The organism is Pelistega europaea (assembly GCF_013133775.1).
GTDB classification, from domain to species: Bacteria; Pseudomonadota; Gammaproteobacteria; order Burkholderiales; family Burkholderiaceae_B; genus Taylorella; species Taylorella europaea.
Genome location: NZ_JABGBO010000010.1, coordinates 62,615 through 81,429, shown reverse-complemented (window position 1 = coordinate 81,429; position 18,815 = coordinate 62,615). Strand labels below are relative to the sequence as shown.

Sequence of the window (18,815 nt, the reverse complement as noted above, 5' to 3'; positions counted from 1 at the left end):
ACATACTCCTTTATTAATCTTCTGCCATATTAGAAAAAGCCTCCTGACTTGCCTAGAGGGGCATTACTAGGGAGGACATTTTTGTCCTATTTGATTACTACTTTTTTCTTTGATATGGCACCAAAAACCCACACCAAAAATCCACACCAAAAATCCACACCAAAAATCCACACCAAAAATCCACACCAAAAATCCACACCAAAAATCCACACCAAAACAATATAAAACCTCAAGAAATCTGACTTATCCGCACCAAAACAACACATAATTCAGGGAAAACCCTAATAACCCGATAATTTAACTAGGTTTTTAAATTCAGAAACGTACAAATTTTTAGAAATTGCTTATAATGCCCATGCGCTGGCAGATTCGCCAGCTGAAAAATATTTCAATTTCATGACTACATTTGTAGCAAGGAGAGAAAATGGATAATTTAAATCCTATGTACATTACCTTTGCGCTGTATATCGTGGCACTACTTGGTATTGGTGCTGTGGCCTATATGGCAACACGCAATTTTGGTGACTATATTCTTGGTGGCCGCCGTCTTGGTGGTTTTGTAACTGGCTTGGCAGCAGGTGCTTCTGATATGTCAGGTTGGTTATTGATGGGTCTACCTGGTGCAGTATATGCTTCTGGTCTTATCGAGGCATGGATTGCAATTGGTCTTACTATCGGTGCTTACTTAAACTGGTTATTTGTTGCTGGTCGTCTACGTATTCACACCGAGTTTTGCAATAACTCTCTAACACTTCCTGAATATTTTGCTTCACGTTTTGGTGAGTATGGAACATTGTTAAAAATTGCTTCTGCAGCAATTATTCTCCTATTCTTTACTCTTTATAGTGCTTCTGGTGTTGTGGCTGGTGCTCGTTTATTCCAACAATTATTCGATGTAGATTACAGTACCGCCATCTGGTTAGGTGCTGGTGCAACGATTATCTATACTTTTGTTGGTGGTTTCTTAGCAGTATCTTGGAGTGATAGCCTACAAGCATCATTAATGTTCTTTGCTCTAATTTTCACTCCTATTGCTGTTTACCTATCTTTAGGTGGTGCAGAAGAAATGAGTGCTGCATTTAGTGCCGCTGTAGCCACAAGTGGCAAAACTTACTCAGCTCTTGTACCAGAGGGAACTAGTGCATTAGCAATTTTCTCTACTGCAGCATGGGGTTTTGGTTACTTCGGTCAACCACATATTCTTGCTCGCTTTATGGCAGCAGAAAATGCTAAAACTATCGTGAGTGCACGTCGCATCTCAATGGTTTGGATGATTCTTTGCTTAGTGGGCGCAGTATATGCAGGCTACTTCGGTATTGCCTACTTCCAAGAAAATCCTGATCAAATAGGTGTGCTACGTGGCGACTCTGAACGCGTATTTATGGGCTTAGCTATGACCCTATTTAATCCTTGGATTGCTGGCATTATTCTTTCTGCAATTCTAGCTGCTGTTATGAGTACATTGAGCGCTCAATTATTGGTATGCTCATCTGCATTAACTGAAGACTTTTACAAAGGCTTTATCCGTCCTACTGCCAGCCAAGCTGAGTTAGTATGGTTAGGTCGTATCATGGTGTTGGCTATCGCGGTAATCGCTATCGTACTGGCACAAGACCCAGATAGTAAAGTACTTGGTCTAGTATCTTATGCATGGGCTGGCTTTGGTGCTGCATTTGGTCCAGTAGTTATCTTCTCTGTATTCTGGAAACGTACCACTGCATTGGGTGCTTTAGCAGGTATGGTCATAGGTGCTGTAGTAGTTGTATGCTGGAAATACACTGGCAGCTCTTTATATGAAATCGTACCAGGCTTCTTTGCATGCTCTATTGTTTTAGTACTTGTGTCACTTGTGACCAAGGTGCCAGAAACTGTTGAAAAACGTTTTGAAGAAGCCGATGCAGAGTATAAACGTCAAATGACTGCTTAATTGATGCATTGGTAATTAAAAAGACCTTGGTGTTGAAAGATACCAAGGTCTTTTTTGTGTCTGATAAAAACTGCTATACGGTCAACCACACAACCTCACTATTGGGCAGGACGACTCATATCAGTAATTTTAGAAGAAGAAACTGGTGCCGGCTGTTGTGCAGGAACTGTTTGCTGAACCGGTGCCACTTGAGATGTAGCTGGCTGAGTAGGAGCTACACCACCCTGGGCTGCATCAGTTACTTTATCACTCACTACTTGACCTTTATGATTAAATACTTCTACCTGTTTTTGCTCACTCACTACTTGAGATTGTGAAGTTTTGGGATCCACAGATGATGTTGTTGTCACTGTTGTCATACGTAAAGTAGGCTCAACATAAACGTCTTGTGCCTTTTTACTAGCAGGACGATTATCCACATCATCCTGAGCTACAGCTACTGAACTTAAACCTAAAGCTAGCAACACTGGTATCCATGTTTTTTTCATTTTGATACTCCTTTATGAAAAACAATAAACACTACTATGCTAACAAAAGGATTTTCATTTGTGAATGTGGATAAGACATTAAATAATACATTTAATTACTAAAACAACAATAGTCAACAGATTCTTACTACTTTAATTACCCCTTGCTTGTGCAAGAGGATTTCAACAGCGTCCAACAATGCCTGTTAGTACACTTCAGTTGGTTCGCACTGCTAACTACTTTGCCGCACGGTTTTCTTTACAAGCACCACAGACAATTCCTACCATGAAATTTGATTTGTCTTTGACAAGTCCTACCTTAAAACTTGGTTTTCCTTTGGTTACTTAGCTACCTCTAATCAATCAGCTCGACTAATAAAACAACAGTTACACGAAGATGCTTGTTTTTTTAATGACTTATACCGACAGCTTTTTTATAATACCACCTAGCAGGTGGATACTTTCAGTAAAACAGATGCTTTCCATGAGGCAATGCATTTTTATCTTTGAGTTAAAGAACTGTTTTTCCTTGTGATTTGCACCAAGAATATGTTTTATGCTTGTCATTCCACTAGGAGCATGTTTCATTCTTGCGATTTATGCTGGGATACCGCAGTATTCATGCTTATTATAGTTAAAGCTGCCGTTTAATCTGATAGATAACGTCGGCTGGAGTATTGGTTTTTATTTTTCACCTTAGTTCGTTGATATGAAAAAACTCATCATTATTTCTTTCACCGCTTTACTAACTGCCTGCGCATCGTCAGGTAGCATTGATTTGAGCAACCGCAATAGTTATGGGTTAAAATGCTCTGCTAATGCGTCTAGTGCCCCTAACTGGGAAGGATGTATGGCGACAGCACAACAAATGTGTTCTCCTCTTCAGGTCGCCAACGTACAACAACTGTCTCCCACTGGTTCTGGTGCCGCTGATGATAGCTACTTTATGACTTTCTCTTGCCAATAGTTGAACTTTTAAAACTACTATCACCACCTAGCTGTCATTATGGTGATATAAGCAAATCATCACTGTATGCTTACTTGTATTTGCCCTAGCTGTCGTTATGATGGTACAAGCAAATCATCACTGTATGCTTATTTGTATTTGCCCTAGCTGTCGTTATGGTGGCGTATAGTGGTGACAGAGCGTTTAATTGGTTCTAAGCTAAAGACCCGTCGTACTCCTTTGGGACGGGTCTTTTGTATGTTGCTCAAGACGTTTGTGTTTTAACTATAAAGAATTAGAAAAAAATAAAATGTTTGTGCTTTAACCCTCAAAGACTAATTATCACTTATAGATGGCTTGTGTCTTAAGACCCAAAGACTAGTTACCTCTTGTTGACGAGCCTGACTTAATGGATCTGTTTTGTCCTGTACCTTTTTATGTTTGGGTGTCGTGTCATAGCGAGCTTTAACTTGCAACCCTGTCTGCTGAATCCATGTGAGCAACTCTTCTCGTGAACGCAACCCCAATATTTCGGCTAAATTAGAAATAATTAACCATGCTTCTCCCCCATCATTGAGATGCTTTGCTACTCCACTTAAAAATCCTTTCAACATACCACTCTGTGGATCATATACAGCAGACTCCAGAGAGGTTGTGGCTTTGGCAGGTAACCACGGTGGATTACAGATAATCACATCAGCGAGAGTATTTGGGAAAAACGGTTGTGCCAACACTGTCACCTGCTTCTCTAAACCTAGTTGTTGCATATTAAACTTAGCACATTCAACTGCTCGCGAAGAAATGTCAGTTGCAATCACCTGAGATACTCCTCGTTTTGCCAAAATAGCTGATAGCACTCCTGTTCCACACCCTACCTCAATAGCCGTATGATGCTTATCAGGTAAAGGAGCTTCAGCGACTAAATCCAGGTATTCTCCACGAATAGGGGAAAATACCCCATAAAAAGGATAAATTTTTGCTGCTTTACCCAAACATGGGATTAGTACGCCATTCTTGCGCCATTCGTATGCCCCAATAACCCCCAGCAGCTCTCTGAGTGATACAACAAACGGTTCTTGCCATGACCACACCTGAGCAGCAGCCTCTTGAATATCTGGAGCACGGCGTAAATGAATTGTAAAATCCGCCTCTACACGAATTAATAACATGCCTAGCAACTGTGCCTTTTGTGACTGTGCAAGACGATAAAGGTGAAACGATTTAGCACTAGATTGGCTATCCGACTTTAAAAAATGAGTAGGGCTGGGCAATGCCGATGACAACTTAGACTTTTTAGCACGAGAATTTTTACCCAGTTCTATACGTCGTCCCATCGCTGCAAGTAACTGTTTTGCCTGGATAAAATCGCCCTGCCACAACAAGGCAGTGCCATTCCGCACCAATCTTAATGCTTGCTCTGTTGATAAGGTATCATCCACTATCTCAATTTGCTTGGGGACTTTGGCTTGATTTTCTGACTGCCATGTCAACCGCTCTCCCATGATTTCTATATATTGCACCATATATCCATCTATCCGCCTGATTTAAATCCTATCATTCTTCTACCTTTCTTGATTCATGACCAATCACTTATTCATTTTTCAATAGGATTTCTTTCTAACTAATAAGCTCATCACCAAAATAACGACTAACCTTTATCAAAATTGATTTATTTAGCTTTACTACTAATAAGCTCTCCTGTTCAGTCTACCGCTTATGTTTCTTATTAGAAGCTTTTAGGCGTTCAAACAGCAATATTCCTTCTGCATTAAACAAACGCTTAAACACCATATAGACCACTAAAATACACGCGATTCCTGTCGTCGCTGTCTGGAAAAACAACATAATAATTTGGTAACGCACTGCTTGCTCTGGGTCTTGTCCAGCTAAAATCTGCCCTGTCATCATACCGGGCAAACTCACCAATCCTACAACCATCATATTATTAATACTTGGCATCATACCTGCACTTACCGCATTTTTTGCGATTTTTTGATACGATTCCCAAGGCGTTGCCCCTAGCGAAATCAACATTTCAATATACGCCCGTTTTTCTTTAATTTCACTTAACAACCGCTCGGTCACTAATGCAACCCCAGTAAGAATATTACCAATAATCATCCCTCCAATAGGGATAAGAAACTGGGGCGAGTACCAAGGATCCACACGGAGAATTAACAACATGCTAATAAACAATACCGTCCATGAAGGCAACCATACTGCCACAAACGTATCTTGTAATAATCCTCTGTAAGTAAAAGAGTTACGCCCCTTGGCTGTAATAGCAGCAATGCTAGTCATCACTAACAAAATCAGTAACACCACACTTTCATGATTAATGGTGAAAATCCACTTCAGCACGATACCAATCACGCTAAGTTGTACGACCGTACGAATAGCCCCAATCAACAGAGATTTAACCAGCCCCAATCGCATGATTAAGGAAATAATACCGTTAATCAAGATTAAACTTGCCGCAATCGCAATATCGGCATAACTGAGAGAGTGATAATCCATAATTACCTTATTTCTATCTGTTATTTTTTACATACCTACATCAAATCTGACATCATTGTTGTTCATAATCTATACCAAATCTGACATCATTGTTTTTCATAGGTCTACAGCAAACTCGACTTCTCCATCATGGATATTCCAGTACTTGTGCGCCACTCGTTGTTTTTGTTCTTCATCATGGCTAATCCACACCCAGGCTTTGTCATTATCAAACCAACCTTGCAGTAATGTCTCTACCCGTTGTACTGCTTGTGTATCTAGTGCTGAAGTCGGTTCATCCAGTAAAAGCACTCTTGGTTTGAGCATTAACACACGCAATAAGCAACAAAGTTGCTGTTCCCCTCCGGACAAATCGGCACTGTCTTGCTCTAAAAAAGACATTGGTTTTGCCAATATATCAAGATAATGTGCCAGTAGGGTCTTATCAAAGACTTTACCTTGATGCTGCTTGAGTATCCATGGTAAACGAATATTATCCTCCACCGTGCCACTCACCACCACGGCTTGTTGACGTACATAAGCAACCTGGCTACGATAGTAGGAGGCATTTTTTGCAGTAACCCGCTCGGACTCAAAATAAATCTCACCTTGCTGCGACTGGTCTAACAACGCCAAGGCACGCATAAACACAGACTTACCTGCACCAGAAACCCCATTCAATAGGATACGATCACCAGTATTAATGTAGTGGGAACAGGGGTGAAAAAATATCCGTCCAGTGTCTTTATCTTGACGTGATAGATTCTTAAATTCGATTAATGCATTCATATTTCACTGTATTGTCTCAACCGTCTAGTTAACCTGAATAATCTTTTCTCTGATCACATCATGGTTGATTAGACTACACCTCTCATATATCCATCATAACTATCTGCGGTATAGGCTGCACCACTCACCCATCAACCCCAACTATCTGCAGTATAGGCTACACTACTCACCCATCACAACTATCTGCGGTATAGGCTACACTACACACCCATCACAACTATCTGCGGTATAGGACACTGTTCGTATCGTATTTACGTTGGTAATTTGCTATCTAATAAAATTGTCACAGGACCATCATTGATTAACGCGACTTCCATATGGGCGCCAAATACTCCTGTAGGTACAGGTTTGGCAATTATCTCACTCATACGGGCAACGAATTGATTAAATAATGGCAATGCCACCTCTGGACGTGCGGCTTGACTATAAGATGGGCGGTTTCCTTTCTTGGTCGAGGCCAACAAGGTAAACTGACTCACACATAATACCTCAGCCTGTTTATCCAAGACCGATAAATTCATTACTCCTGCGTCATCTTCAAAAATACGCATTTGACTAATTTTTCGCACAAGGTAATCAATATCTTCACTTCCATCTTCTGGCCCCACACCCACCAACAATAGCAAACCTTCGCCAATGGCACCGACCACTTCGCGATTAACAGTCACTGAAGCCTGAGAAACTTTTTGAATAACTACTTTCATTAACAATCCCTTGCTTGTTTAGCAGTATGGACAAATAGCACCGAAGAAACTTTTTAAATAACTACTTTCATTAATGTTCCTGCTGTCTTAACCAAATAATGACTTCTTCATTTATTTTGTCATTCAGTTGTGCAAATACTGGCAATATATCGTTCAACTGTGCAGAAGCTACCGCCTGCTCAACAGTAAATCGTCGTGATGCCATAATTTCACTAGTACGTCTATTGACCAATGCTGCATTTACTGATATTACCACCTCTGGTTGTGTGTCTTTATACTGTAGCTGGTACGATTGCAAGTCCAGATGTAATGATCTATCAACATTAACATTTTCATCATTACTAACCACTGTATTATAGGCATGGGCACGCTGTAAATCTTCCACCAAACGATTTCTAAATACCACAGGAGCTGTGTCCTCCCAACGTGCTCCCTGATAAGCACGAACCTCGTTATCAGCGGTCACCACTGTGATTCGTTGATGAGCCACAGTACGATTAGCCTCAGGTACAGGTACTACTAAACTTAGCTTAAGTGGCTGTAATACTACATCTACTGTACTAGGTGCCAAACGATAAGTATTCACTGGGGGATTACTTGGCAATACACTACAAGCAGTCAATGCTGTTCCTAACACTACACTCGCTAATAATTGATTCACTTTTCTCATGGTTTAAAATCCTTTAAGGCATTGCCATCTAGCAAATAAGCGGCAGGCTTATCTTCCAAATTCTGCAAGATATGCTGTAATGTACTAAAAGCACGTTTAAATTCAATAATCGCAGGAGTTAACTCCTTAAACCCTTGCAAACCCTGGCTAATATTACCCTCGTTATTCGCAAGTAACTGTTGAATCTTTTGACTAGAGGCTTTCATACTATTTGTAGCATCTATCAAACTACTTAATGCTTGTTTACCCTCTGCAGTGAGTAGATAATTTGTGTCTTGTGCTAGTTTCCTAAAGCTAGTTAATGTTTGTTGAGTCTCTTTTAAAGTGGTATCAGTCTGTGTAATGATAGACTGAATTGTCATCTTCTCATTGGCAACAGAGGCCGTAACATCATTGATATGTTCTAGAATATCTCCTAATCGCTGGATATTTTTATCCGAAAATAAATTTTTCATACCAACACTGATTTCTGTCAAATTAGAAATAACGTTTTGACCATCTTCTAATAAGGCACTTAGCGGTGATGGCGTTGCCTCAATCGTCGGCAAAGCCTCTTCATCCATGTTCTGAAAAATCGTATCCTCGGGAACTAGCTTAGGCTTATTGGGATTACCACCATTAAGTGATACAACAGACTGTCCAGTAATCCCCATCAATTGTAGTTTAGCAACAACCCCCTCTCTTAATGCGACCTTTTTTTGTACAGCAATTTCTGCAAATACATAACGCGGATCTTGCTTATCAAGCCATAAATCAACTACTTCTCCTACGTTCATCCCATTAAACAAGACCGCACTACCACGCGACAAACCACTAACACTTTCTCTAAAATGTACTTTATAGCGGTAGCTATCTTGGAAGACACTAAGATGCGTCAACCATAAGCCAAATAGCATGGCACCAACGACCACACTCACCGTAAACAAACCAATTAAAATATGCCTAGCTTTAGGTTCCATCTATTTGTTCTCCTAAACTGTACGTCTTATGACTGTGCCTGATGAGGGGGCACTTGTTGTGCCTCATTAGCATGATGTGCTGCATCCTCTCCGAACTGTGGTGCTAAAACCTGTTGTGCCTCATGAGCCTGATAAGCAGCACGCCCTCTGGGGCCATTAAAGTACTGCTGAATCCACGGGTGATTAAATTGTTCTACCTTATCAATCGTATCATTAATCAACACCTGCTTATCAGACAACACAGCAACCCGACTACATGCGGTATATAAAGTGTCCAAATCATGTGTCACCAAGAACATCGTCAGCCCCAATGCATCACGTAGGGTCAACATGAGTTGGTCAAAAGCTGCTGCACTAATAGGATCTAGACCTGCAGTAGGCTCATCCAAAAATAAAATTTTAGGATCTAGTGCCAATGCACGAGCCAATGCAGCACGTTTAATCATACCGCCAGATAACTCGGCTGGATACTTGAAAGCAGCATTTTCAGGTAAGCCCACCAATAATACTTTAAGCATGGCAATATGTTCAGCGTCTTTGCGAGAAAGATGCAACTGCTCAATCAATGGGAAAGCCACATTTTCTAGTACTGTCAGTGAAGAATATAATGCACCGCCCTGAAATAGCACCCCCAGATTGCGTCCTAATACTTCTCTTTCGCGACTGCTTAAATCCAGCATAGATTTACCTAGGACTTGTACGCTACCCGCTGTAGGACGACGCAACCCAACAATACTGCGTAACAATACCGATTTCCCTGTGCCTGACCCCCCCACTACACCAAGAATATCACCAGCATAAACATCCAAATTGAGATTTTTATGTACATAAAAACCATTAAAAGCATTGTCCAAACCACGGACTTTAATGACAGGCTCTGCTATTGCTTGAGTCACCTCTGATTTGCGAGTGGCGGCAGGAGGAGTCTGATAATCCCCCTCTTTTGTATCAACAGATGTATGCGAGGCATGATTCCCCTGCTTTGCAGTGCCTTGAAATTGCTCACTAAATTGCTGTGAGGTTATAGGAGAGTGGGTTTTCTTTGCTGTATTATCCATTACCAACCCATCTGCATAAAGAATAAAGCAAATAATGCATCAAGCAAAATTACCAAGAAAATACACTTCACCACACTAGTGGTGGTGTGTTGACCTACTGATTCTGCGCTCCCTGAGACCTTGAATCCTTCCATGCATCCAGTAATTGCAATCACGATAGCAAGAAAAGGAGCTTTGCCAATACCAATTAAAAAATGTTTGACACCTACAGAGCTATTAATAATATCAAAAAATAATCGAATCGAAATATCCATAGCTATTGAGGCAACCAGCATTCCGCCTATAATTCCAGCAAGCATCCCCAAAAAGGTTAATAAGGGCATTGCAATAACTAAAGCCAACACTCTAGGGAGTACCAAAACTGATAAAGGATCAACGCCAGAAGCCTTGAGCGCGTCAATTTCTTCATTGACTTTCATAGAGCCTAATTGTGCCGTGTAGGCACTGGCTGTACGCCCAGCAATCAGAATCGCTGTTAATAAGGTCGCAAACTCACGTAAAAAAGAATAGGTTACTAAATGCACGGTAAATACCTGAGCACCGAAATTCTCTAGTACTGTAGCCCCTAAAAAGGCAACTACTGCCCCCACCATAAAGCACAGCAACATCACAATAGGTACTGCTTGAAAACCACTATTGTCCAAATTTGCCACCAAAGAAGTCACTCGCCATTTACGGTAGTGCGGCACGCTCCTTATCAGAGCCAATATAACCATTCCCAAAAAACCATTCCAGCACAGGAAATCTCGCCAAGCAGCAACAACATTGGCACCTGTTTTTTCCAGAAAATGAAGAATAGCTGAACCGCGGGATACTTCTGTAGTCTTTTCCTGACGAGATAAGGCTTGAATCACTGCATCCACCATCGCTACACGCTCACTAGACAACTCGTGCAATGCCTGTTGCAATTTTTCTTGGCCAAAGTTATCTAGCAATAGCTGTGTCCCTACAGTATCAAGTGCCTGAATAGCATGTAAAGACAACTGCACATCACGACCTCGGTAAGAGCACAATGCTTTTTTAATGGATGTAAAATGCTGAACCGTCCACTCCCCCCTGAGAATAAGTAAGGGCACTGAGTTTGATTGATTCTTCTCTTCTAAAAATAACACCTTGGTTTTTACTAATGATAACGATAGTTGTTAATTTTACTAAATTTCTGGATATTAAGAAAATTTTCATCTGTCACTGCACAATAATAGTAAATTGTTTTTGACCAAGACTTTATCAAATTGTGCAGTAAAACCTCGTCGTTTACGGCAAGAACATAAGACAAGAACATAAGGCACGAACAGCAAAGCCACTGCATCTATTTGCCTAAAGTCAGCAGCATGCCCCCTCCAAAGTGAGCTAACAGGTAGTATCGTCAGACGCAGCAGGCATCCTCTTTTGCCTTAGCAAGAGGAGGAAGTTAACAACCGAGGCATCACCCGTCGAGCATTTTGGTTAGTCACTTGTGCAACTTCCTCTAGTGATACCCCTCGAATCTTTGCCAACTCCTCAGCAATACGTGGTAGATAAGAGGGGCTATTACGCTTATCATTTCCTGTCAGCCATGCTGGGGGAATATCGGGTGCATCAGTCTCCAGCACGATATACTGCAAAGGCACCTGTGCCGCCAAACGCCTAATCTGTAAAGCTCGGCTAAATGTCATTGCCCCACCAAAACCAAGACAGAAACCCAAATCCATGAAATATTGAGCCTGTTGTTCACTTCCATTAAATGCATGAGCAATCCCTCCCACTACATTCACTTGGCGTAAATATTTCAGCACCATATCTTGTGAACGTCGCACATGTAACAACACGGGTAAATCATAACGTTGTGCCAACTTAAGCTGTTCTCGGTAAAAAAACTCCTGCCGCTGACGTGGCACCCCTTCTTTTATCTCAGGCACAAAGAAATCCAGTCCTATCTCCCCTATCGCCACTAGGCGAGGATCCTCTGAAGCTAATGCTTGTTTTATCATGGCTTCCAATAGCGACAAATCTTCTTCTTGCGACTGATGCACATACATAGGATGAATACCCAAGGCGTAATACCCTCCATCAAACTGCCATGCAAGTCGCTGTACTGTCTGAAAATTAAACTTCGCTACTGCTGGAATAACAATCTCATTTACTCCTGTTTCTACACTCTTGGCAATCACCTGCTCTCTGTCGAGGTTAAATTCTGGAGCATCGAGATGGCAGTGGGTATCAATCATAGTTATGGGATAATTCATTATTCACTTCTCTCTTTTAACGTTAACATTAGCTCTCAACTCTCTGCCACCAAGCCCCCACATGGGATAAGTGTCCACATCACGCATCATGCTACATTTCCAATCAAGTACTACGCTATTGATTCGGCACCCACATGGGATAAGTGTCCACATCATATACGGAATCTATCCTGGTCAATATCGACACACGTCCAATCTTATACAAAAGAGCAGGAAAAACACAAAATCATTGTGTCAATATTGCTTTTTGTTAAGAAGCCCAGCAGTATATTTTGCTAAAATACTCTCTTATTGTATATCGTTAGGGAGTTGTTATGTCTTTTGACGCAGATATTATTGTGGTCGGTGCTGGTCCTGCTGGTTTAGCTTTCTCTCGTACGCTAGCGCACAGCCCTGTGTCTGTGCTCATCTTAGAAAAACAACCCGAAGAATTTGTGTCCACCCCCGCTTTTGATGGGCGAGAGATTGCTATTACACATGCGTCTCGCCAATCGATGCAGCAATTAGGCATTTGGAATCATCTCCCAGAAGATCAGATTTATCTACTTAAAGAAGCCAAGGTCCTCAACGGCAAGTCGGATTACTCGCTTCACTTTTTTGATAAAAATCCACGTATTCCTGGTGAGGGTTTAGGTTTCTTGATTCCTAATTATCTTATTCGTCAAGCCTCTTACAATGCTGTAAAAGACCAATCCAATCTCCGCATTCGCTATGGAGTGGGAGTTAAGGATGTAAATGTAACCGCTCAAGGAGCTACGGTAATACTGGATAATGGTGAAAAAATCACCGCTCGTATGGTTATTGCGGCTGATAGTCGTTTTTCTAATACACGCCGCCAGATGGGTATCGGCGCCGAGATGAATGACTTTGGTCGTACGGTACATGTTTTCCGTATGCGTCACACAACATCTAATGAACATACAGCGCTGGAGTGTTTCCACTATGGACGCACCCTTGCCATTCTTCCTCTTGAGGAAAATCTCAGTAGCTGCGTAGTGACCATTGATACCCACCGTTCCCATGAGATTACGGACTTATCGCCTGAGCAGCTTGAACAAAGTATCATGAATCAGCTAGAAGATCGCTTGGGCGACATGAAATTAGACGGCAAGATAGTGAGCTATCCTCTTGTAGGGGTTCATGCTAAACGTTTTTATGGTTTATCTTGTGCTGTGATTGGTGATGCTGCCGTTGGTATGCATCCTGTGACAGCCCAAGGCTACAATTTAGGTTTACAAAGTGCAGTTATTCTTGGTGGGCTTATTGCTGAGGCAGCATCGCAGGGTCAAGATATTGCTTCGCCAGCTTTGTTGTCCAAGTATGAACGCAAGCATATGCTCAATACACGTCCTATTTACCATGGCACCAACTTTGTGGTCACGTTATTTACAACTGAACATGCTCCAGCAAAGTTGTTGCGATCAGTAGTGATGCGATTTAGTAATAACTTCCCCCCTATTAAGTATCTTATCACCCGTCAACTGACAAAGTTATCATAGGGAGAATTCGCTCTACCTCTTATTAATTATTGTTTAGTAAGGAAAGAGAATCCGCTTCACTCCTTATTAATTATTGTTTAGTAAGGAAAGAGAATTCACTCTACTCCTTACTAAATATTGTTTGGTAAGGAAAGGGGAAATATCTCTACCTGAGTATCCCCTTTTCCATCACCAACCTTCTATCAGCCATAGCTGCTAATTTCGGGTCATGGGTCACAATCACAAAAGCCGTATGAAAAGTCTGATTTACTTCACGTAATAAAGCAAACATACTTTCTGCAGTCTCACTATCTAAGTTTCCTGTCGGCTCATCAGCCAATACCAGCACAGGATTAGCCACCAAAGCACGAGCTAGTGCCACACGCTGACGCTCCCCTCCTGATAATTCACCAGGACGGTGAAAAATACGCTCTGCCAAGCCCACTTGCCCTAGGACAACTTCAGCCCTAGCACGAGCTTCTTCATACGAAACTCGGCGCATAATCAACGGCATGGCCACATTATCTAAGGCAGTAAACTCAGGAAGCAAATGGTGAAATTGATAAACAAACCCAAGTTTCTCATTACGCAACTGACTTCGTTGGCGTTCGTTGAGGCCATCAGTATTCATCCCATCAACTCGAATAGTTCCAGAGGTCGGCTCATCCAACAAGCCAAGGATATGCAATAACGTACTTTTACCTGAACCTGATGCCCCAATGACAGCAAGCATTTCCCCCTTTGGCACGACTAAATCAACTCCTCGAAGAATAGATAATGGTTCATTACCATCATAGTAGGTTTTTGTCACACCCTGCACTTCTAATGCGAGATTTACCATGCCATTTCCCCTTTTGACAACATTATCGTAAGACCTTTGCCTAATCTTGCGTTAATTATCATAAGACCTTTGCCTAATCTTGTATTGTTCATCATTGCTAATTGAGCAAAATTTACTATTGTTATAAACAAAGTATTAATCATGACGCAACACCTCCGCTGGTTGTAAACGTGACGCACGCCAGCTAGGATAAAGTGTCGCAAGTAGGGAGAGAATTAATGAAGTCACTCCAATTGTAGCCACTTCGTCTAATTCCACTTGCGAAGGTAATTGATTAATAATGTATACACCAGGGTCAATAAAATGCACACCAAAAATACCTTCAATAAAGGGCACAATGACATCAATGTTGTAAGCAATCAAACATCCTAGACCAACCCCAAGAACCGTACCTAGCACCCCTATCAATGCCCCTTGAACCAAGAAAATACCAGCAATAGACCGTGGTGTTGCTCCTAAGGTACGTAGAATAGCAATATCGGATTGCTTATCCTTGACTGACATCACCAAAGATGACAACAAATTAAAGGCAGCTACCGCTACAATAAGAGTCAAAATCATAAACATCATGCGTTTTTCTGTCTTGACTGCAGCAAACCAGGTGCGATTATCAAATGTCCAGTCACGTGCTATATACCCTGGAGGTAAGCTATTAACCAACTCTTGTGCCACTTCTGGTGCTTTGAGCATATCTTTAATTTTAAGACGTACTCCCGCAACTCCTGAATCTCTAAATAAAACAGCGGCATCTTTAAGAGAAACAAAGGCAAAACCTGAATCATATTCAGAATGCCCAGCAGAGAAAATCCCTGTCACTGTGAACTGACGCATGCGAGGTGAAAAACCTGAAGGATTCAATGAGCCCTGTGGTGTCATAATAATCACAGTATCACCAACCCCCACACCTAGCATGGAAGCTAGTCGATTACCTAGGACAATATTGAAGCTACCTGGCTTTAGCGAAGATAAATCCCCAAGAATCATCTGTTTGGGTAAATCGGAGACAGCCCCTTCCGTCTCAGGCAAGATGCCACGAATCTCTGCCCCTCTGAGTACATCTTGGCGTGCCAACATAGCACTTGCTGCCACAAAAGCAGAAACCCCCTCGACATTTGGATTGCGAACGACATCATCTTTGAGCTTTTGCCATTGATTCACAATACTAGTCACGGGTTCATTCATATTGTAGACCTGAATATGAGGCAGAACGGACAACATACGATCACGCACTTGCACCTGAAACCCAGTCATCACAGATAGCACCACAATCAATGCTGCCACCCCCAATGCAATCCCAGCCATGGAGCTAGCCGCCACAAATGAGACAAATCTATCTTTCTTCTTTGCACGCCCTTTGGAGCGTGTGAGTCCCGCATAACGGGCTCCTATCCAAAACTCATAAGGTAATTTCACGATAATGCTTTTCTATTCTCTGTAAATAAAGGTACAATGCCATCTATGGATATTGTCATTTTAGGGGCTATCCCCCATAGTATCACCGCAAAAGCAAGTGAGGCTTATATTGAAAAACAAGCCCCAGTATTTGCTCGCCTTCTGCAAACACATCAAGCAAACCCACAATGGCTAGACATCGCTAAACTAGGCTGTACTCCTTTTGAATATTACCAACTTTCCCAAGCAGGTTATCAAGCGAGTAATGGCTTTTATGCATCAGGACTAGCCCCTTTGCGTTGTCCTCATGATTTTAGCATTTCTCACCCCTCTCAACCCATTTATTTGATGGAGTTGACACATGTTGAAATGGGGTTAAATGCAGCCTCGCTATATTTAGCAGAAGAATTAAATATTCGTGAAGCAGAAAGTGATGCTTTATTTGAAAGCGCCCATGCACTACTGGCAGGGGGACCTTTGTCACTATCAGCACACCAAGGGACTACCGCCCTTGTCACTATGAGTGAGGACCTTACATCCGTGCCACTTATGAGTCCCGCTTTGCTTACTACTGGGCATCTTAATGATTGGCAAACACCGAGTGACCTGCCTCGCGCATTACGTAATGTACTCAGTGAGCTACAAATGGTGTGGCATCACCATCCTGTCAATATCGAACGAGAAGCTCGAGGTCTTAAAACGATTAATAGTGCGTGGATTTATGGTGGAGCAGCATTAACCGATATTTCTTCTACCCTCCCCAAAGTTGTCAATCACACCTTGACACAAGCGACTCAGAATACCACTACACAAATTGGTAGATATAATACCTCTACTCAACCAGACCGCTATCAACTTATTGACACACTTTTTTTCCCTCACCTACATCAAGACTGGGAAAAATGGTTATTACAATTACCTGAACTAGATAAACAGCTGATACCCCTTTTAGACCAAGGGTACCGTTTTATATTATGTGGTTTTGACCGTCTTGTCACCCTAACCCCAAAATCATTCTTATCACATCTTTTGACCTCTAAAAACGCATGGAAACAGTGGTGGGTAGCAGACGATAGTCTATAATACTACTTTCCATCCATATAAAACCCACCATGACGCCATCCATTCAAGTTACTAATCGTCCTGTCCACCCCGAGATTGAACAACAACTCGTTTCCCAAGGCATCAACCCTTTTATGGCTCGCCTTTGGGCATCTCGTGGAGTGACTGACATTACCCAAACAGAAGTATCATGGAAGCATCTTCTTGCCCCTTCTTTACTGACACAAGTTGAAAAAGGTGCACGTATTTTGGCCGATGCTATTGAGCAAGGTAAACAGCTGTTGATTGTCGCTGATTACGACTGTGATGGAGCCACAGCTTGTGCTGTAGGAATGCGTGGTCTGCGTATGCTTGGTGCCAAAGTAGACTTTATGGTACCAAATCGTTTTGAGACAGGTTATGGATTATCTCCTGCTGTGATTGATGTCGTGTTGGCACGCAATGCCGTAAAACCCGATATGATTATCACTGTGGACAATGGCATTGCTAGTGTAGATGGCGTCGCTGCAGCCAAAAAACAGGGTATTGAGGTATTGGTCACTGATCACCATTTACCTGGCGATCAACTACCCGATGCTATTGCTATCATTAATCCCAATCAAAAAGACTGCAACTTTCCATCTAAAAATCTCGCTGGGGTGGGAGTCATTTTCTATACACTGATGGCATTACGAGCAGAATTGCGTGCTCGAGGTCATTATCAACAACACCCTGAACCCCGATTAGATAAGCTAGCTGATTTGGTTGCTCTTGGCACTGTTGCCGATGTTGTTAAACTAGATAGCAATAACCGTATCCTTGTTACTCAAGGTCTTGCACGTATTCGTTCAGGTCAGATGCACTCCGGGATTCAAGCATTATTTGATGTGGCAGGCACCGACCCTAGACAAGCCAACAGCATGGATTTAGGTTTTAAAATCGGGCCACGCATTAATGCTGCCGGTCGTTTAGCTGATATGAGTATCGGTATTCGCTGCTTAATCAGTGATGATTATGATGAGGCATTGTCCTTAGCCCAACAACTCGATGAGTGGAATCATACTCGTCGCAGTATTGAACAAGAAATGAGTAATCAGGCACTGATTGAGATTGAAAGTGAAAATTTCTCATTAAAGCACTCCATTTGTGTATTTCATCCTGAGTGGCACCAAGGAGTCGTAGGAATTGTAGCCTCACGTCTTAAAGAGAAATTCTGGAAACCCACGCTTGCTTTTGCCCCTGGTGATGATGGTGAAATCCGTGGCTCTGGTCGCTCCGTACCTGATGTTCATCTACGAGATGCCTTAGATTTAGTTTCTAAACAACACCCTGATTTAATTCATAAATTCGGCGGACATGCTATGGCAGCTGGATTAACTATATCAGCAAAAGATTTTGAGCGTTTTTCTAAAGCCTTTGATCAAGCTGTAGTCGATATTAGTGGAAAAACAGTTTTTGCCCCAGTTATTGAGACTGATGGTTCTTTAAATATAGAGTATGCCACAGCAGAAACAGCTATTACTCTCAGTCAATACGTGTGGGGAGCAGGTTTTCCTAGCCCTATATTTCGCGATATATTTCAAGTTCGCAGTCAACGGTTATTAAAAGAGAAGCACTTAAAACTACAGGTTATGCGTGAAGGGATGGTATTTGATGCAATTTGGTTTAATCATCCAGAAGAATTGCCTGATACAGTAGAATTAGTCTATGAGTTTGTACCCAACTACTGGAATGGTAATGTATATACTCAATTAATGATAAAGCATGCAATAGTAGCTTAGTCTATTATCAAAATAGTGTTTCTATCACCATAAAAGGTTAC

General features: G+C 41.8%; 19 protein-coding genes. 6 read left to right on the top strand and 13 right to left on the bottom strand.

Annotated features, from left to right (window positions below):
* The first annotated feature begins 424 nt into the window (after positions 1–424).
* The gene (putP, locus tag HKX40_RS09310; RefSeq protein ID WP_171589300.1) at positions 425–1,927 is read left to right on the top strand and encodes a sodium/proline symporter PutP; all 1,503 of its coding nucleotides are present in this window, start codon (positions 425–427) and stop codon (positions 1,925–1,927) included.
* 98 nt (positions 1,928–2,025) lie between these two features.
* On the opposite strand, the gene HKX40_RS09305 is transcribed toward putP, so the two are convergent.
* On the bottom strand, positions 2,026–2,415 hold the full coding sequence (locus tag HKX40_RS09305; protein ID WP_216605216.1) for a hypothetical protein: 390 nt from the start codon (positions 2,413–2,415) through the stop codon (positions 2,026–2,028).
* 178 nt (positions 2,416–2,593) lie between these two features.
* Here HKX40_RS09305 and HKX40_RS09300 point away from each other — a divergent pair, with 178 nt between their 5' ends.
* Together HKX40_RS09300 and HKX40_RS09295 are read left to right on the top strand one after the other, a co-directional pair.
* The gene (locus HKX40_RS09300) at positions 2,594–2,743 is read left to right on the top strand and encodes a hypothetical protein (RefSeq protein WP_171589299.1); all 150 of its coding nucleotides are present in this window, start codon (positions 2,594–2,596) and stop codon (positions 2,741–2,743) included.
* A gap of 360 nt (positions 2,744–3,103) precedes the next feature.
* Complete coding sequence (locus HKX40_RS09295; RefSeq protein ID WP_171589298.1) at positions 3,104–3,361, top strand: hypothetical protein; 258 nt, start codon at positions 3,104–3,106, stop codon at positions 3,359–3,361.
* A 314-nt stretch (positions 3,362–3,675) separates the two neighbouring features.
* Here HKX40_RS09295 and HKX40_RS09290 read toward each other — a convergent pair whose 3' ends face one another.
* From HKX40_RS09290 to HKX40_RS09250, 9 genes are all read right to left on the bottom strand, one after another.
* Positions 3,676–4,863: a methyltransferase gene (locus HKX40_RS09290; RefSeq protein ID WP_171589297.1), complete on the bottom strand. Its 1,188-nt coding sequence runs from the start codon at positions 4,861–4,863 to the stop codon at positions 3,676–3,678.
* A 184-nt stretch (positions 4,864–5,047) separates the two neighbouring features.
* Positions 5,048–5,857, bottom strand: a complete 810-nt coding sequence (locus tag HKX40_RS09285; RefSeq protein ID WP_171589296.1) for an ABC transporter permease — start codon at positions 5,855–5,857, stop codon at positions 5,048–5,050.
* 96 nt (positions 5,858–5,953) lie between these two features.
* A complete protein-coding gene (locus tag HKX40_RS09280) occupies positions 5,954–6,625 on the bottom strand; it encodes an ABC transporter ATP-binding protein (RefSeq protein WP_171589295.1) in 672 nt (223 codons plus the stop codon).
* A 251-nt stretch (positions 6,626–6,876) separates the two neighbouring features.
* Complete coding sequence (gene dtd, locus HKX40_RS09275) at positions 6,877–7,329, bottom strand: D-aminoacyl-tRNA deacylase (protein WP_171589294.1); 453 nt, start codon at positions 7,327–7,329, stop codon at positions 6,877–6,879.
* Between the two features lie 70 nt (positions 7,330–7,399).
* On the bottom strand, positions 7,400–7,999 hold the full coding sequence (locus tag HKX40_RS09270; RefSeq protein WP_171589293.1) for an ABC-type transport auxiliary lipoprotein family protein: 600 nt from the start codon (positions 7,997–7,999) through the stop codon (positions 7,400–7,402).
* Positions 7,996–8,958: an MlaD family protein gene (locus HKX40_RS09265; RefSeq protein WP_171589292.1), complete on the bottom strand. Its 963-nt coding sequence runs from the start codon at positions 8,956–8,958 to the stop codon at positions 7,996–7,998. The genes HKX40_RS09270 and HKX40_RS09265 overlap by 4 nt, the downstream gene beginning before the upstream one ends.
* A gap of 26 nt (positions 8,959–8,984) precedes the next feature.
* Positions 8,985–10,016, bottom strand: coding sequence for an ABC transporter ATP-binding protein (locus tag HKX40_RS09260; protein WP_171589291.1), 1,032 nt, complete (start codon positions 10,014–10,016; stop codon positions 8,985–8,987).
* Positions 10,016–11,128 (bottom strand): MlaE family lipid ABC transporter permease subunit, encoded by a 1,113-nt coding sequence (locus HKX40_RS10870; protein ID WP_171589290.1) that lies wholly within the window; start codon positions 11,126–11,128, stop codon positions 10,016–10,018. The genes HKX40_RS09260 and HKX40_RS10870 overlap by 1 nt, the downstream gene beginning before the upstream one ends.
* A gap of 282 nt (positions 11,129–11,410) precedes the next feature.
* Positions 11,411–12,241: a TatD family hydrolase gene (locus HKX40_RS09250; RefSeq protein WP_246233663.1), complete on the bottom strand. Its 831-nt coding sequence runs from the start codon at positions 12,239–12,241 to the stop codon at positions 11,411–11,413.
* Between the two features lie 314 nt (positions 12,242–12,555).
* Here HKX40_RS09250 and ubiM point away from each other — a divergent pair, with 314 nt between their 5' ends.
* On the top strand, positions 12,556–13,740 hold the full coding sequence (ubiM, locus tag HKX40_RS09245) for a 5-demethoxyubiquinol-8 5-hydroxylase UbiM (protein ID WP_171589289.1): 1,185 nt from the start codon (positions 12,556–12,558) through the stop codon (positions 13,738–13,740).
* Positions 13,741–13,885: 145 nt separating this feature from the next.
* Here ubiM and HKX40_RS09240 read toward each other — a convergent pair whose 3' ends face one another.
* From HKX40_RS09240 to HKX40_RS09230, 3 genes are read right to left on the bottom strand one after another with little or no spacing between them, the layout of a single operon-like run.
* On the bottom strand, positions 13,886–14,560 hold the full coding sequence (locus tag HKX40_RS09240) for an ABC transporter ATP-binding protein (RefSeq protein ID WP_171589288.1): 675 nt from the start codon (positions 14,558–14,560) through the stop codon (positions 13,886–13,888).
* The gene (locus HKX40_RS09235; protein ID WP_171589287.1) at positions 14,554–14,703 is read right to left on the bottom strand and encodes a hypothetical protein; all 150 of its coding nucleotides are present in this window, start codon (positions 14,701–14,703) and stop codon (positions 14,554–14,556) included. Before HKX40_RS09235 ends, HKX40_RS09240 begins: the two co-directional genes overlap by 7 nt.
* Positions 14,696–15,976: a lipoprotein-releasing ABC transporter permease subunit gene (locus HKX40_RS09230; protein WP_171589319.1), complete on the bottom strand. Its 1,281-nt coding sequence runs from the start codon at positions 15,974–15,976 to the stop codon at positions 14,696–14,698. Before HKX40_RS09230 ends, HKX40_RS09235 begins: the two co-directional genes overlap by 8 nt.
* A gap of 42 nt (positions 15,977–16,018) precedes the next feature.
* Between HKX40_RS09230 and HKX40_RS09225 the strand changes: the two genes are divergently transcribed.
* Both HKX40_RS09225 and recJ read left to right on the top strand, forming a co-directional pair.
* Positions 16,019–17,035: a hypothetical protein gene (locus HKX40_RS09225; RefSeq protein WP_171589286.1), complete on the top strand. Its 1,017-nt coding sequence runs from the start codon at positions 16,019–16,021 to the stop codon at positions 17,033–17,035.
* A gap of 29 nt (positions 17,036–17,064) precedes the next feature.
* Complete coding sequence (gene recJ, locus HKX40_RS09220) at positions 17,065–18,774, top strand: single-stranded-DNA-specific exonuclease RecJ (protein ID WP_171589285.1); 1,710 nt, start codon at positions 17,065–17,067, stop codon at positions 18,772–18,774.
* The last annotated feature ends 41 nt before the right edge of the window (positions 18,775–18,815 follow it).